We start from the raw sequence: 14,937 nt of genomic DNA on the forward strand, positions 1-14,937 counted from the left end.
ATGTCACCGACACTCATCGGCGAGGGGGAGCAGGCCTCCCTCGCACAGCACGGCATGTGGATAACGGAACGGATGGGCTGCGGGGGCCGGGTGTACCACATGCCGCTGGCCGTCCGTTTCGACGGCCCCCTCGACGTCGACCGGCTGCAGGCCGCCTGCCGCGACGTCGTACGCGCGCATCCCCAGCTGGCCGCGGCCCTGGGGGAGCGGGACGGCGAGGTGCGCCTGGTGCCCGCCGCCGTGCCGCCGCCGATCGGCTTCGAGGACGCCTCCGGGTTCGAGGACGCGGGATACGAGGCGGGCGAGCTGGTCGACCGCGAGACGTCGCTTCCCCTGGACCTGGGCGCCGGGCCGGCCGCCCGGTTCACCGTGTTCCGGCTCGCGCCGGAACGGCACCTGCTCGTCTTCGTCGCCCACCACGCCGTCTTCGACGGCATGTCGAAGGACATCCTGGTGCGCGACCTGGCCGCCGCGTACGCCGGGCGGCCGGTGCCCGCCCTTCCCCTGACGCACGGCGAGATCGCCGAGCGGGAGAACGCCCGGGTGGCCGAGCTGCTCGGCGAGGCCGCCGAGTTCTGGCGCGACCGCTGGAACGACCGGCAGGATCTGCGGCTCCCCGGGTTGTCCGGGGTCTCTATCCGCGCCGCTGCCGGTGAAGCCGTCGACTTCGCGCTGCCCGCCGATCTCGCCGTCGCCGCGGACAAGCTGGGCGTCACCCGGTTCGAGCTGGTGCTCGCCGCCGTGCACACCCTGCTCGCGGCGTACGGCAACGAGGACGCGGCGGTGGCCGTCGACCTGTCCACCCGGACCGAGGAGACGCGGGACCACATCGGCCTGTTCGTCAACGAGCTGCCGGTGCCCGCCCCCGCCCCGGCCGGGAGGTTCGCCGACTTCGCCCGTGCCGTACGCGACGAGCTGCGGGCCACGTACCGGTTCCGGCAGGTGCCGCTCGCGCGTGCCGTCGGCGGCGTGAGCCCGCGCACCGCGCTGACGCCGGTGTCGGTCAGCTACCGCAGGCGCGACGCGAGCGCGCCGGAGTTCCCCGGCGTCGCGGCGTCGGTGGAGTGGATGGCGTTCAACCAGGCGGTGCGCGGCACGCTGCACCTGCAGGTGGTGGACGCGCCGGACGGCGTCGCGGCCCGGCTGCAGTTCAACCCGCTCGTGCTGAGCCGATCCGGCTGCGAGAGCGTCGCCGAGCACCTGCTCGCGCTGCTGCGCGCGGTGGCCGCCGCCCCGGACGCCGACGTGGCCGACCTGCCCCTCCCTGCTGTGGTCGAGCCGTCCTTCGGCCGGGTCGAGGAGCCGTCCGCCTCGGCGCGGGGCGGAGCGGCGGACGCCGTGCCGTACGCCGCCGAAGTGGGCGAGATCTGGCGCGAGGTGCTCGGCATGCCGGAGATCGGCCCGGACGAGGACCTGTTCGACCTCGGCGGGCACTCGCTGTCGATCACCCAGATCATCGCGAAGGTGCGCGAGCGGATGGACGTGGAGCTGTCCTTCGACGTGTTCTTCGACGACCCGACGATCAACGGCATCGCGGCGGAGGTCGCCCGGCTGCGGGAGGAGGCGTGATGCGGGAGCGCGTGGCCGAACTTGTGGCGAAGGCGAGCGGCGGCGACCTGGCCGTCGCCGACATCCTGGCGGCGGAGTGCAGCCTGCCCGCGCTCGGCCTCACCTCGATCGCCTACCTGCGGCTGATCGACATGCTGGAGACCGAGTTCGACTGTGACGTCGACCTGGACGGCGGCCACCTCGACACGCTCGACGGCCTGGTCGAGCACATCGCGGGGCAGCGGAAGTGACCGCGAGCCCGCCGGCGCAGGTCACCGGCCTCACGCCGCTGCCGCCGCGCACCGTGGAGTTCCGCGGCGCGCGGGGCGGGCAGGCCGCGCTGACCTGGGGCCAGCAGGGGATCTGGCGCTCCACGCAGTGGCTGGACGACGGCGACCCCTACTTCAACCTGGCCTGGACCCTGCCGGTGACCGGCGCGGCCGGTCTGGACGCCGTGCTGCGCGCCGTGGGCCGTCTCGTCGAGCGGCACGAGACGCTGCGCACGGCGTTCGTCCGCGTCCGGGACGACGCCGGGGAGAACGGCGCCGGAGAGAACGACGCGGGAGAGAACGACGCCGGAGAGAACGAGGCCCGGGAAGACGACGGGACGGACGGCGAGAACACGGTTCGCGAGAGCACGGTTCGTGAGGACACGGTTCGTGAGGACACGGTTCGTGAGGACACGATCCAGAGGGTGAGCCGCGAGGGCCGGCTCACCGTCGGCGTGTACGAGGCGGCGGCCAAGCCGATGAGCGCGGCCAAGGCGCTGGCCGCCGAGCTGGCCGCCACCGGGTTCGACTACGCGGCCGAGCTGCCGATCCGGTGCGCGGTCGTCTGCCAGCGGGGCCGGCCGCGTGCGCTGGCGCTCGCGCTGTCGCATCTCGCGCTCGACGGCTGGTCGCTGAACATGGTGGCCGCGGAGTGGCCGCGGCTCGTCGCCGGGGAGGACCTGCCCGCCCCGAGCCGGCAGCCGCTCGACCAGGCGGCCTTCGAACGGTCGGACCCGCCGCCCGGCGGCCAGGCGCTGCGGCACTGGCGGACCGGTCTGGCGTCCGCTCCGCGTTCGATGTTCGACTTCCCGATGCGGGAGCCCGAGGAGCCGCGTTTCGTCCGGCACGGGATGGACTCCCCGGCGGCGGCCGTCGCCGCCGAGGCGCTCGCCGCCCGCCACGGTGTGACGACCTCCAGCGTGCTCACGGTCGCGAGCGCAGCGCTGCTGGCCGCCGTCACCGGGCACAGTACGGCGGCGCTGCAGCTCATCGTGTCGAACCGGCACCACCCGGGCATGGAGGCGATGGCCGGGCCCGCCGCCCAGGACGGGCTGTGCGTCATCGAGCTGGGGACCGGCACGTTCGCCGACGCGCTGCGGCACGGACACCGCAGGACCATGGCGACCTACCGGAACGGGCACTACGACCCCGCGCTCGTGCACGCCGCGTGGGACGCGGAGGCGTGGAGCCGCGGCGCCGACATCGACCTGGACGCGTTCTTCAACGACGTCAGGCAGGGGGGCCGCTGGCAGGGCCTGCCGGCGGCCGATCCCGGGGACGCCGCGGCGCTCGCCGCGCTGCGGAAGCGGACCCGCACGTTCTTCGTCGGCGCCTACTCGAAGGTCAAGGCGCGGATCTTCTTCGCCACCGGCCCGTCCCCGTCCACCTGCGAGTTCTACGTGCTGGTGGACACGGCGTTCCTGCCCGGCGACGTCGCCCTGCGGATGCTCACCGGCCTGGAGGAGCTGCTGGTCCGGGCGGTCTCCGAGGACGTGCCGCTGGACCAGGTGGCGAAGATCGCGGGCCTGGACCCGGTGGCGCGCCCCGCCGGATGGACGGCGATCGGCCACGACTGGGTGGACGTGCCGGAGACCGAGGCGCTGCTGCGTCGCGCGTGCGGCACCGACCTCGCCGCGGTCGTGATCGAGCACACCGCGGCGGACGCCGGAAACAGCGCCGCAGATGCCCCCGGAGACAGTGCCGCAGGCAGCGCCGGAGATGCGGACGGCGACAGTGCCGGAGGCGGCGCTGCAGACAAGGCCGGAGATGCGGCCGGAGACGGTGCCGGCGACAGCGCCGCGGACGGCACCGGAGATGCGGCTGGCGACGGTGCCGCAGGCAGCGCTGACGACAGGGACGGCGAGGGGGGCGCGGCCCGGCTGACGGGGTATCTCGTCGCGCGTCCCGGGCTGGACACGCCCGAGGCCGTCCACGCCGCCGTGATGCGCGCCGCGGCAGGCCGGACCGACGTGCTCGCTCCCCACCACTACGTCCTGTGCGCCGCGCCGCCGGCCGGACCCGACGGCTGGCCCGCCTGTCCCCGCCGTGCCGAGGGCGGCGGCCGGGGCCCCGACATCAGCAATGACCGTCTTGGGAAGGTGACATGACCGACTCCCCGATGCTCGTGGTCGTCAACGACGAGGAGCAGTACTCCATATGGTGGAGCGACCGCGAACCGCCCGCCGGGTGGCGGGCCACGGGCTTCACGGGCACCCGGCAGGAATGCCTGGACCACATCGAGACCGTGTGGACCGACATGCGGCCCCTAAGCGCGCGCGACCCGGAGACGCGGAGCGTACGCGACCCGGCGACGTCGGGCTCCCGGGACAGATGACCAGCGCGGAGCGCCGCGCCGCGCTGATCGAGAAGCTGGCCGGGCTGCCCCCCGAGCGGCGGGCGGCGCTGCTGCGCTCCCTCGGAGCCGCTCAGCGGGAGCCCGGCGGACAGGAGTGGCCGCTGTCGCCGGGCCAGGAGCGCCTGTGGTTCCTCAGCCGCTTCGACCCCGGCGACACCAGTTACAACACGCCCTGGTGCATGCGGCTGCGCGGGCCGCTCGACGTGGCCGCGCTGACCGCGGCGTTCACCCGGATCGTGGCGCGGCACGAGGTGCTGCGGACCCGCTTCCGGCTGCGCGGGGACGCGCCCGTGCAGGTCGTGCTGCCGCCGGGGCCGGTGCCGGTGGAGCGGCTCGCGGTGTCCGGCGAGGCGGACCTCGACGGGGTGCTGAAGGAGTTCGTCGAGCGCCCGTTCGATCTGGAGAACGCGCCTCCCCTGCGGGTCGGCCTTGCCGAGGCGGGTGAGGACGACGCGGTCGTGTGCATCGTCCTGCATCACATCGTGATGGACGGCTGGTCGCTCGACGTGCTCCTGCGCGAGCTCACGGAGTGTTACGCCGCCGGGCGCGAGGGACGTGAGCCCGAGCTGCCGGAGCTGCCCACGCAGTATCCCCGCTTCGCCGTACAGGAGAGGCAGCGGGACCACACGGCGGGCCTGGCCCACTGGACGAGCCGCCTGGCCGGTGCGCCCGCGCTGGACCTTCCTGCCGACCGTCCCCGCCCGGCCCGCTGGTCGGGGCGCGGCGGACGCGAGGAGCTGCTGCTGCCGCCGGACGAGATCACGCCGCTGGAGAAGGTGGCCAGGAAGCGGCGCTGCACGTCCTTCATGGCCCTGGTCGCCGCCTATCAGGCGACCCTCGCCCTGGCGTCGGGCCAGACCGACTTCTGCGTCGGCGTGCCGGTGGCCGGCCGGTCGCGCAGCGAGCTGGCTCCGCTGATCGGCTACTTCGGCAACACGATGGTGCTGCGTGCCGACCTGTCCGGCGACCCGTCGTTCCACGAGCTGCTCGACCGGGTGCGGGAGGCGACCCTGGCCGGGATGCGGCACGCGGAGGTGCCGTTCGAGCACGTGCTGGCCGCGCTGCGGGTGCCCCGCGACATCAGCAGGCCGCCGCTGTGCCAGGCCATGTTCAACCTGCACAACCTGCCCAAGGACGATCTGCTGGGGACCCGGATGGCCGACCTCGAACGCGAGGTCTACGTGGTCCCGCCCAGCCACACCAAGTCGGAGGTCTCGATGGACCTGTGGCGGGGCCCGGAGGGGCTGGGCGGCGTCTTCGACTACAGCAGCGATCTGTTCACGCCCGAGACCGCGCGCCGCCTCCTCGGCGGCTTCGCCGAGGTCGTACGGCGTGCCGGGGCCGACCCGGACCTCCCGCTGTCCGCGCTGGGCGGCCCGTTCCCGAAGTGAAAGGTGTGGAAAGTGAGTGACGCGGTGAGCGGCGTGACCTTCCCTGATACGGCGCTCGCGCTGATCCGCCGGTGGCGTGACGCGAGCCCCGACGCGGTCGCGGTGAGCGGCGCCGACGGCGTGCTGACCTATCGGGAGCTGCACGACAGGGTCGACCGGCTGGCCGCGCTGCTGCGCGCCCGCGGCGTCGGCCCCGAGGTTCCGGTGGGCCTGTGCCTGGAGCGCTGCCCCGGCATGGTCGTCGCCCTGCTCGCCGTGTGGCGGGCCGGCGGCGCGTACGTGCCGCTCGACCCGGGCTTCCCCGAAGAGCGGCTCCGGTTCATGCGGGAGGACGCGGGCATCCGGCTCGTGCTGGCCGGCCGGGGCGTCGAGTCGCGGCTGCTCGACGGCGTCCCCGACGTCGTCGAGCTCTCGCAGGACGGCGTTCCCCTGGCAGGCGGGGCGTCGGCTGACGGCGACGCGCCGGCCGACGGCCCGACGGGCGACCTGGCCTATCTCATGTACACCTCCGGTTCCACCGGCAGGCCCAAGGGCGTCGCCGTGCCGCACGGCGCGGTGGTCAACCTGCTGGAGTCCTTCGCCACCCTGCTGGAGCTCACGCCCCGGGACGCCTGGCTGGCGGTCACCACATTGTCGTTCGACATCTCGGTGCTGGAGCTCCTCCTGCCGCTGACCTGCGGCGCACGAGTCGTGGTCGCGTCCGGGCACGAGACGGCGGACGGCCGGGCCCTGCGGGCGCGTGCCGTGACCGAGGCCGTCACGATCATGCAGGCGACCCCGGCGAGCTGGCGCATCCTGCTCGAATCCGGCGGGGTTCCCGAGAACATCACGACCCGGCTGTGCGGCGGCGAGGCGCTGCCCCGCGACCTCGCCGACGCCCTCCTCGACGGCGGCGCCCGGCTCTGGAACGTGTACGGCCCGACCGAGACGACGGTCTGGTCGACGGCCGGGCGCGTCAGCCCGTCACCCGCCCCCATCGACCTCGGCGAGCCCATCGGCAACACGACCGTGCACATCCTCGGCCCCGGCGGGCGTCCCGTGCCGCCCGGCGAGGCCGGCGAGCTGCACATCGGCGGCGCCGGTCTGGCCAGGGGATATCGCGGCATGCCGGGCCAGACGGCCGCCAGGTTCCTGCCCGACCCGTTCTCCGGAGTGCCGGGGGCCCGCCTGTACGCCACGGGCGACCTCGCCAGGATCGAGAACGGCAGGCTCTGCTATCTCGGCCGGGCCGACCAGCAGGTGAAGGTGCGCGGGTTCCGGATCGAGCTCGGCGAGATCGAGAGCGTGCTGCGGGCCGCGCCCGAGGTCGCCGACGCCGCCGTCGGCGTCTGCGACGGCCCCGACGGGCTCCCGCGCCTGGTCGCCTACGTCGTACGCGCGACCGGGGAGGCCGGAGAGCAGGCGGAGCCCGGGGAGGCGGGGGAGGCCGGCCTGTGGCCGTCGCTGCGTGACCGGCTGCGCCGCGACGTGCCCGAATACATGGTGCCCGCGCACCTCGTGGTGCTGGACGCCCTGCCGCTCACCCCCAACGGCAAGCTCGACCGCAAATCCCTGCCCGTGCCCGAGTGGACCCGGGCGCGGAGCCGGCCGTACCGGCAGCCGTCCACCGCGCTGGAGGAGGACCTCGCGACGATGTGGGGGGAGGTGCTCGGCATCGCCGAGCCGGTCGGCGTCGACGACGACTTCTTCGAGCTCGGCGGGCACTCGCTGACCGCCACCCAGATCATCGCCAGGATCCAGGCGCGCTTCGCGACCAACGTGCCGATCGTGGTGCTGTTCGAGAACCCCACGGTGGCCGAGCTGGCGGCGGCGATGGACCGGCTCGACGACGACGACCTGGACCTCGCCGACATCGCCGCGCTCCGCGACGAGCTCGACGGCCTCAGTGCCGAGGACCTGGCGGCCGTGCTCGACGAGATGGCGTCGGACAAATGAGGGCGCCCCTGTCTCCGAGCCAGGAACGGCTCTGGCTGCTGCAGAGGCTCGACCCCGCCGACGCCTCCTACACCATGTACAACGTCCGCCGGCTGCGCGGACCCCTCGACGAGGCCGCCCTCGAAGGGGCCCTCGCCGACGTCGTGGCCCGCCACGAGGGCCTGCGCACCCGGTTCGAGGAGGAGGACGGCGTCCCCTGGGCGGTCGCCGAGCCGCCGGGGGCGGCGGGCACCGTCCCGCCGGTCCAGCGGATCCGGGCCGACGACGAGGAGCACGCCCGGCGGATCGTCGCCGAGCGGGTGAACGCGCCGTTCGACCTCGCCGAGGGCGTGCCGCTGCGCGTCGCGCTCATCACGATCGGCGCGCTCGACCATGTGCTGTGCGTCACGATGCACCACATCATCGGCGACGGCTGGTCGCTGGGGATCCTCTTCGACGACCTGGCGGAGTGCTACACCGCGCGCCTGCACGGGCGTGCGCCGAGCCTGGCGCCGCTGCCGGTCCAGCCGTCCGACTACGCCCGCTGGCAGCGCCGCCGCGCCGAGCGCGCGGTGCCGTACTGGCAGGAGCGGCTGGCCGACCCGCCGCCGCCCGACCTGCCCTGCGGCATGGGCAACGGGGGCGAGGGCCAGGGGGACTTCCAGGTCGTCCGGCTGGGCCGGGAGATCGCGGCCGAGCTCGATCGGCTCGCCCGCGAGAACAGGACCACGCTGTTCACCGTGCTCATGGCGGCCTACCAGGTGCTGCTCCACCGCCACACCGGCCACACCGACGTCCTCGTCGGCACGGCCGTGGCGGGCCGCGACCGGGTCGAGCTGGAGCCGATGATCGGCTATCTCTCGCAGACCGTCGTGCTGCGCGGAGACCTCGACGGCGACCCGTCGTTCACCGAGCTGCTGGCGCGCACCCGGCAGGAGGCGCTGACGGCGCTGAGCCGGCCCTCGGTGCCGTTCGAACGGATCGGGCATCCCGCCGAGGCGCTGATGCCGACCATGTTCATCCTGCACACCCAGGACCTGGGACTCAGCCGGGCGTTCGGCGACCTGTCCGTCGGCTACTTCCCGGACGGATATCGGCAGGTCAAGCTCGGCCTGTACGCCGAGGCGTGGTTCGAGGACGGCGAGATCGTCGTGTCGTTCGGCCACGACGGGTCCAGCGGGTCCCCGCACGAGGCGGAGGCCGTCCGCAGGCTCGCCGACCGTTTCCTGCTCCTGGTCGAATCGGCGGTGGCCGAGCCGCGCCGCCGGATCTCCGAGCTGCGCGTCTGGACCGGGGACGACGAGGCCGACATCCGGGCCATGGCCGGCGACGGCGCCGACACCGCCGGGGCCGCGGGTTCCGAGACGGTGCCCGAGATGATCGCGGAGGTCGTCCGGCGCACGCCGCACGCCGTCGCGGTGGTCTGCGGGGAGACCGAGGTCACCTACGGCGAACTGGACCGGCGGGCGGCACGGCTCGCCGCCGCGCTGCGGGCCCGGGGCGTGCGCCCCGGCGAGGTGGTCGGCGTCTGCCTGCCCCGCTCGGTCGAGGCGATCACCGCGTTGCTCGCCGTCTGGCGGGCCGGTGCGGCCTACCTGCCGTTCGAGCCGGAGGAGCCGGAGGAGCGGCTGGCCTTCTCGCTCGCGGACGCCGGGGCGACGCACGTGATCACGACCCGGGCGCTGCCCGCCGGGCTCACCGCCGTCGGCCCGCTGGCCGGCGAGGACGAGGCGGCCCTCGGCGACCGGGGCGAACCACAGGAGACGCGCCCGGGCGACCTGGCCTACGTGATCTCCACCTCCGGCTCCACGGGCAGGCCCAAGGGCGTCGCCGTCGAGCACCGCGCCATCGCGGCCCGGATCCGGTGGATGCGGGAGGAGTACGGCCTGGCCCCCGGAGACCGCGTCGTCCAGTTCGCGTCGCTGAGTTTCGACACCCATCTCGAAGAGGTCTTCCCCACGCTCGCCGCCGGAGCGGCCCTGGTGCTGCTGCCCGGCGGGGCGGCGACGCTGCCCGACCTGCTGGCCGCCCCGGGCGGCGAGCGGGTCACGATGCTCGACCTGCCCACCGCCTACTGGCACCACCTGGTCGAGGAGATCGACCAGATCGCCTGGCCGCCCGCGCTCCGCCTGGTCGTCATCGGCGGCGAGCAGGCGTCCGGCGGCGCGGTGGCGCGGTGGCACGGCCGGTTCGGCGACCGTGTCCGCCTGGTGAACACCTACGGCCCGACCGAGGCGGCGGTCATCGCGACCGCCACCGACCTCGGCCCGACGCCGTACGGCAGGCCCCCGATCGGCCGGCCGGTCGGCGCGACGACGGTCCACGTGCTCGACGCGGCCGGGGCGCCGGTGCCGAAGGGCGTGATCGGCGAGCTGGTCATCGGCGGCGCCGGGGTGGCGCGCGGTTACCTGCGCCGCCCGGCGCTCACGGCCGCCGCCTTCGTCCCCGACCCGCTCGGGCCGCCCGGATCGCGGAGATACCGCACCGGCGACCGGGCGCGCTGGAACCAGGACGGCACGCTGGAGTTCCTCGGACGGCTCGACGGGCAGCTCAAGGTCCGCGGCTTCCGCATCGAGCCGGGCGAGGTCGAGGCGCGGCTGCTCGACCATCCGGGCGTCGGCCAGGCGTTCGTCACGGTCCACGCCGAGGAACTGGTCGCGTACGTCACCGGGACCGCGACCGGGGAGGAGCTGGCCGCGCACCTCGCGCGGACCCTGCCGCGCCACCTCGTGCCGACCGCCTGGGTCGTGCTCGACGCGCTGCCGCTCACCAGCCGCGGCAAGGTGGACCGCGCGGCCCTGCCCGCGCCGGTGCGGGCCTCGTCGGCCGGGCACGTCGCGCCCAGCACGGACGCGGAGCTGCTGGTGGCCGAGATCTGGTCGGAGCTGCTCGGCGTGGACACCATCGGCGTGAACGACGACTTCTTCACGCTGGGCGGGCACTCGCTGCTGGCCACGAGGATCGCGGCCCGGCTGCGCCGGGCGACCGGGGTGGAGGTCCCGGTCCGGACGATCTTCGAGCGGCGCACCGTGGCCGAGCTGGCGGTCGCGCTGGAGGACCTCCTGGTGGCCGAGCTGGAGGAGATATCGGACGAGGAGGCCGAGCGGCTGCTCTCGTCCGCCGACCTCTGACCGCGCGGCGGGCGTCCACGTCGTCCGGGCGCCCGCCGCACGTCCTGCGGGCGCCGGGTCGTCCGGTCAGGAGGCCGGCGCGTCCAGGTAGTCGCCGTGCTCCAGGTCGTCGAGCAGGCCCGGGTGGGCGGGCGACCAGCCGAGCAGCTCCCGCGTGTACGCGCTGGAGACGGGCCCGTCGAAGCCGTAGACGGTGGCCATGAACGGGCTGACGTAGTGCGTGGCGGCCTCCTGCGGGGTCAGCGAGACCGTGGGCACCCCCAGACCGCGGGCGATCGTCTCCGCGATGCTCCTCATCGTGACGCCGCTTTCCGCCACGCCGTGCAGCACGCTGCCCGCGGGCGCCTTCTCCAGCGCGAGCCGGAACAGGACGGCCGCGTCGAGCCGGTGCACCGCGGGCCACCGGTTGGCGCCGTCCCCGACGTACGCCGAGACGCCGGTCTTCCGCGCGGTGGCGATGAGCATGGGGATGAACCCGTGGTCGCGGGGACCGTGGACGGTGGGGGCCAGGCGGACCACGCTCGCGAGCACTCCCCGGGCGGCGAAGTCCAGGCAGGCCCGCTCACCCGCGATGCGGAAGCCCGCGATCCCGGCCGTGTCGGGCTCGTCCTTCTCGGTGGCCTCCCGGCCGGCGGGCATGACCAGGGTGCCGGAGGTGACGACGAACGGCTTGCCCGAGTGTTCCAGCGGCCGGCCGAGCGTCTCGATCGCGGTCCGGTCGCGTCTCATCATGTCGTCGAGGTCGGAGAAGTCGCCGCCGTAGGCCATGTGCAGGACTCCGTCGGCGGCCTCGGCCCCCCGGCGCAGACTGTCGAGATCGTCCAGAGAGCCGCGGTGGGGTGCGGCGCCCAGCGACTCCAGCCGGGCGGCGGCGGCGTCCGAGCGCGCGAGACCGGTGACGGTGTGACCGGCCGCGATGAGTTCGGCGACGACCGCGGGGCCGGTCTGGCCGGAACCGCCGGTGACGAAGACATGCATGTGACACTCTCCCACATAACGTCAGTGACTGGCACTAAGTAGCGCCAGTCGCTGACCTTACGTAGTGCCAGTGACTGGCGTCAAGTAGCGCCAGTGACTGACATATGCGGTATTCTCGGAGGGTGCCACGAAGCGGAGCAGAAGCGCGCCGCCGTCTTCAGCAGGCGGCCCTGGAGCTATATCGGGAACGCGGGTTCGACCAGACCACCACCGCCGAGATCGCCGCCAGGGCCGGCGTGAACGAGCGCACGTTCTTCCGGCACTTCCCGGACAAGCGCGAGGTGCTCTTCGACGGCGAAGCCGACCTGCGCGCCGCGCTGACACAGTCGGTGGCCGAGGCGCCTGATGACCTGCAGCCGCTCGAAATCCTGCTCCGCGCCTTCCGGAAGGCCGAAGGGATTCTCGAGGGCAACCGCCCGTTCGCCGAACCACGCCTGCGGGTCATCGCGGAGACGCCGGCACTGCGGGAACGCGATCTGGCCAAGGCCGCGTCGATGAGCGAGGCCCTGGCGGAGGCGCTGCGGCGGCGCGGCGTCCCCGACCGGCTGGCCGACCTGGCCGCGCAGACCGGCTGGGCCGCCTTTCACCATGCCATGCGGGACTGGATCGACGACCCCTCGCGGAGCCTGGACGCACATCTTCTCCAGGCCTTCGACGACCTGCGCGCCCTCTCCCTGACCGTCCCACCGGCACAGGCATCAACGCAGGCATCGGCGCTGGCGCAGGCGCGGCCCGGAGACTGACGTCACTGCCCCCCATGACCGCCGATCGCCCTGGCTCACGGCAGGGACCGCGCGAAGCTGTGCCGCGAAAACAGAACCGCCGCGCACCCCGGAGGGTGCGCGGCGGTCTCGTGGTCGCCGTCGCGCGTCAGGCGGAGGCGCGGATCACCAGGTGCGTGTCGAGGATGACGACCGGCTGCTCCAGCGGCTCGCCGTTGATCCGGGCGATCAGGAGCTGGACCATCTGCCGGCCCATCGCCTCGGTGGGCTGGTGCACGCTCGTGAGCTGCGGATCGGTGTGCAGCGCCACCTTGGAGTCCTCGAAGCCGATCACCGCGACGTCGTCGGGCACGCTCAGGCCCTGCTCCTTCAGCACCCGCAGGGCGCCGACCGCCATCGGGTCGGAGGCCGTGAACACGGCGTCCAGATCGGGGTGACGGGCGAGCAGATCGCGCATGCCCGCCTCCCCGCTCTCCTCGGAGAAGTCGCCGTACGCGACCCGCTCGGTCATCCCGGTGGCCAGCAGCGCGTCGCGGTATCCGGCGAGACGGTCGACACCCACGCCCATGTCCTGCGGACCGGCGATGGTGGCGATCTTGGTACGGCCCTTGGAGAGCAGATACTTGACCGCCTGCCGGGCGCCGGCCCGGTTGTCCATGTCGACGAAGCTGTACGGGTTGAGCCCGACCGGGCGGCCACCGAGCACGGTCGGCACGCCCAGCTCCTCCAGCCGTCCCGGCAGGGGGTCGGCACCGTGCACCGAGGTGAGCAGCACGCCGTCGACGTGCTGGCCGGTCAGGTAGTGCTCCAGCCGGTCGTGCTCGGCACGGTTCTGCGCCATCGTGAGGATGAGCTGGAGGCCGGTCTCCGCCAGGGCGGAGCCGATGCCGCGGATCAGCCCGGCGAAGTACGGCTCGTCGAAGACACGCTGCTCCGACTCCGACACCACCAGAGCGATGGTGTCGGTCCGGTTGGTCACGAGGGTGCGCGCCGCCCGGTTGGGCACGTAGCCGAGCTCCTGAATCGCCAGTAACACCGCGTCGCGGGCACGGTCGCTCACCTTGGGCGAGCCGTTGATGACCCGCGACACGGTGCCGCGACCGACCCCGGCGCGCGCGGCGACCGCTTCCAGAGTCGGCCGGCCTCCGGAACGGCGGTCCCCGTTCATCTATACTGCCCCCTTATCGAGTCTGCGCTTATTGTGCCCGACCCAGCAGGCCGCCGTGTCTGATGGTGTCGGCATACCACAAAGCGCTTGATTTCATGGTCCTCGCCTGGGTCTCGTAGTCGACGTACACGAGACCGAAGCGCTTGCCGTAGCCCCAGGCCCACTCGAAGTTGTCCATCAGGGACCAGGCGAAGTAGCCCTGGAGCGGGATGCCCGACTCGATGGCCGTGTGGCAGGTCCTCAGGTGGGCCTCGATGTAGGCCACCCGCTCGGGGTCGTGGACGGTGCCGTCCTCGCCGATCACGTCGTCGTAGGCCGCGCCGTTCTCGGAGATGTAGAGCGGGATCCGGGGGTACTCGTCGGAGATCCGCCGCAGCATCTCCAGCAGGCCGCTGTCGTCGACCTCCCAGCCCATCGAGGTGACCGGGCGGCCGCCGTTGACGAAGCCCACGTGCTCGCTGCCGATCCACGGAGACCCGGAGTCCGTCGGCGCGGCGGCCGCGGAGGCGGCGCCGCCGGGCGCGCCCGAGACGGTGAAGCGGCTGTAGTAGTTGATCAGCAGCATGTCGATCGGGGCCGCGATCGTGGCGAGGTCGCCGTCGTGGATGAACTCCATGTCGGACAGGCTGCTCAGGTCGGCCAGCACGTCCTCCGGGTAGGAGCCCTTGAGCAGCGCGTCCAGGAAGAAGCGGTTCTGCAGCCCGTCGATGCGGCGGGCGGCGTCCTGGTCGGCCTCGCTGTTCGTGGCGGGCGTGACCGGATAGACGTTGACGCAGCCGCCGATCAGCGAGTCGGGGTTCTGCGCCCGCATCGCCTGGACGGCCAGGCCGTGCGCGAGGTTGAGGTGGTGCGCGGCGCGCAGCGCGGCGGCCGGCTCGCGCCGTCCGGGGGCGTGCTCGCCCGAGGCGTAGCCGAGGAACGCGGCGCACCAGGGCTCGTTGACCGTGCTCCAGTTCTTGACCCGGTCGCCGAGCTCGGCGTGCACGGTCGCGGCGAAGTCGGCGAAGCGCTTCGACGTGTCGCGCGACGGCCACCCGCCCGCGTCTTCGAGTGCCTGGGGGAGATCCCAGTGATAGAGCGTCAGCCACGGGTCGATGCCGTAGCTGAGCAGCTCGTCGACGAGCCTCTTGTAGAAGTCGAGGCCCTTGCTGTTGTACGCGCCGGAGCCGTCGGGCTGGATCCGCGGCCAGGAGACGGAGAACCGGTAGGCCGTGAGGCCGAGGTCCGCCATCAGCTTGACGTCCTCGCGATACCGGTTGAAGTGGTCGATGGCGATCTCGGCGGTGTCGCCGCCGACGATACGCCCGTCCTGACTACAGAAGGTGTCCCAGATGGAGCGTCCCCGCCCGTCGGCGGTGAGAGCGCCTTCGATTTGGTAAGCGGAGGTGGCGGCGCCCCAGACGAACCCGGTGGGGAACATCACGCTGGGGGCCTCTGCCTCGGGACGTGTGCCTTGCGTT

General features: G+C 73.4%; 11 protein-coding genes. 8 read left to right on the plus strand and 3 right to left on the minus strand.

From position 1 onward, the window contains the following. The 7 genes from HCK04_RS16995 to HCK04_RS17025 are packed head-to-tail and all read left to right on the plus strand — an operon-like array spanning window position 1 to window position 10,609. Window positions 1–1,569 (plus strand): condensation domain-containing protein, encoded by a 1,569-nt coding sequence (locus tag HCK04_RS16995; RefSeq protein ID WP_142648309.1) that lies wholly within the window; start codon window positions 1–3, stop codon window positions 1,567–1,569. Further along, a complete protein-coding gene (locus HCK04_RS17000; protein WP_142648310.1) occupies window positions 1,569–1,799 on the plus strand; it encodes a phosphopantetheine-binding protein in 231 nt (76 codons plus the stop codon). Before HCK04_RS16995 ends, HCK04_RS17000 begins: the two co-directional genes overlap by 1 nt. Next, complete coding sequence (locus HCK04_RS17005; protein WP_142648311.1) at window positions 1,796–3,925, plus strand: condensation domain-containing protein; 2,130 nt, start codon at window positions 1,796–1,798, stop codon at window positions 3,923–3,925. The genes HCK04_RS17000 and HCK04_RS17005 overlap by 4 nt, the downstream gene beginning before the upstream one ends. Then, window positions 3,922–4,152, plus strand: coding sequence for an MbtH family NRPS accessory protein (locus tag HCK04_RS17010; RefSeq protein WP_142648312.1), 231 nt, complete (start codon window positions 3,922–3,924; stop codon window positions 4,150–4,152). The genes HCK04_RS17005 and HCK04_RS17010 overlap by 4 nt, the downstream gene beginning before the upstream one ends. After that, window positions 4,149–5,564, plus strand: a complete 1,416-nt coding sequence (locus HCK04_RS17015) for a condensation domain-containing protein (protein ID WP_168065996.1) — start codon at window positions 4,149–4,151, stop codon at window positions 5,562–5,564. The genes HCK04_RS17010 and HCK04_RS17015 overlap by 4 nt, the downstream gene beginning before the upstream one ends. Before the next feature lie 12 nt (window positions 5,565–5,576). Further along, on the plus strand, window positions 5,577–7,499 hold the full coding sequence (locus HCK04_RS17020) for a non-ribosomal peptide synthetase (protein ID WP_168065998.1): 1,923 nt from the start codon (window positions 5,577–5,579) through the stop codon (window positions 7,497–7,499). After that, complete coding sequence (locus HCK04_RS17025; protein WP_142648315.1) at window positions 7,496–10,609, plus strand: non-ribosomal peptide synthetase; 3,114 nt, start codon at window positions 7,496–7,498, stop codon at window positions 10,607–10,609. The genes HCK04_RS17020 and HCK04_RS17025 overlap by 4 nt, the downstream gene beginning before the upstream one ends. Before the next feature lie 66 nt (window positions 10,610–10,675). On the opposite strand, the gene HCK04_RS17030 is transcribed toward HCK04_RS17025, so the two are convergent. After that, complete coding sequence (locus tag HCK04_RS17030) at window positions 10,676–11,587, minus strand: SDR family oxidoreductase (RefSeq protein ID WP_142648316.1); 912 nt, start codon at window positions 11,585–11,587, stop codon at window positions 10,676–10,678. A gap of 122 nt (window positions 11,588–11,709) precedes the next feature. On the opposite strand from HCK04_RS17030, the gene HCK04_RS17035 reads away from it, so the two are divergent. After that, complete coding sequence (locus HCK04_RS17035; RefSeq protein WP_142648317.1) at window positions 11,710–12,330, plus strand: TetR family transcriptional regulator; 621 nt, start codon at window positions 11,710–11,712, stop codon at window positions 12,328–12,330. Between the two features lie 127 nt (window positions 12,331–12,457). On the opposite strand, the gene HCK04_RS17040 is transcribed toward HCK04_RS17035, so the two are convergent. Beyond that, a complete protein-coding gene (locus HCK04_RS17040; protein WP_142648318.1) occupies window positions 12,458–13,477 on the minus strand; it encodes a LacI family DNA-binding transcriptional regulator in 1,020 nt (339 codons plus the stop codon). A gap of 28 nt (window positions 13,478–13,505) precedes the next feature. Further along, window positions 13,506–14,897, minus strand: a complete 1,392-nt coding sequence (locus HCK04_RS17045; RefSeq protein WP_142648386.1) for a GH1 family beta-glucosidase — start codon at window positions 14,895–14,897, stop codon at window positions 13,506–13,508. Window positions 14,898–14,937 lie beyond the last annotated feature (40 nt).

The organism is Microbispora sp. CL1-1 (genome assembly GCF_012034195.1).
Lineage (GTDB): Bacteria > Actinomycetota > Actinomycetes > Streptosporangiales > Streptosporangiaceae > Microbispora.

What these genes read in the sequence shown, in the direction of transcription:
- HCK04_RS17010 (WP_142648312.1), top strand. Translation starts at nt 3,922, where the DNA reads ATGACCGACTCCCCGATGCTCGTGGTCGTCAACGACGAGGAGCAGTAC.
- HCK04_RS16995 (WP_142648309.1), top strand. Translation starts at nt 1, where the DNA reads ATGTCACCGACACTCATCGGCGAGGGGGAGCAGGCCTCCCTCGCACAG.
- HCK04_RS17045 (WP_142648386.1), bottom strand. Translation starts at nt 14,897, where the DNA reads ATGTTCCCCACCGGGTTCGTCTGGGGCGCCGCCACCTCCGCTTACCAA.
- HCK04_RS17030 (WP_142648316.1), bottom strand. Translation starts at nt 11,587, where the DNA reads ATGCATGTCTTCGTCACCGGCGGTTCCGGCCAGACCGGCCCCGCGGTC.
- HCK04_RS17040 (WP_142648318.1), bottom strand. Translation starts at nt 13,477, where the DNA reads ATGAACGGGGACCGCCGTTCCGGAGGCCGGCCGACTCTGGAAGCGGTC.
- HCK04_RS17000 (WP_142648310.1), top strand. Translation starts at nt 1,569, where the DNA reads ATGCGGGAGCGCGTGGCCGAACTTGTGGCGAAGGCGAGCGGCGGCGAC.
- HCK04_RS17015 (WP_168065996.1), top strand. Translation starts at nt 4,149, where the DNA reads ATGACCAGCGCGGAGCGCCGCGCCGCGCTGATCGAGAAGCTGGCCGGG.
- HCK04_RS17025 (WP_142648315.1), top strand. Translation starts at nt 7,496, where the DNA reads ATGAGGGCGCCCCTGTCTCCGAGCCAGGAACGGCTCTGGCTGCTGCAG.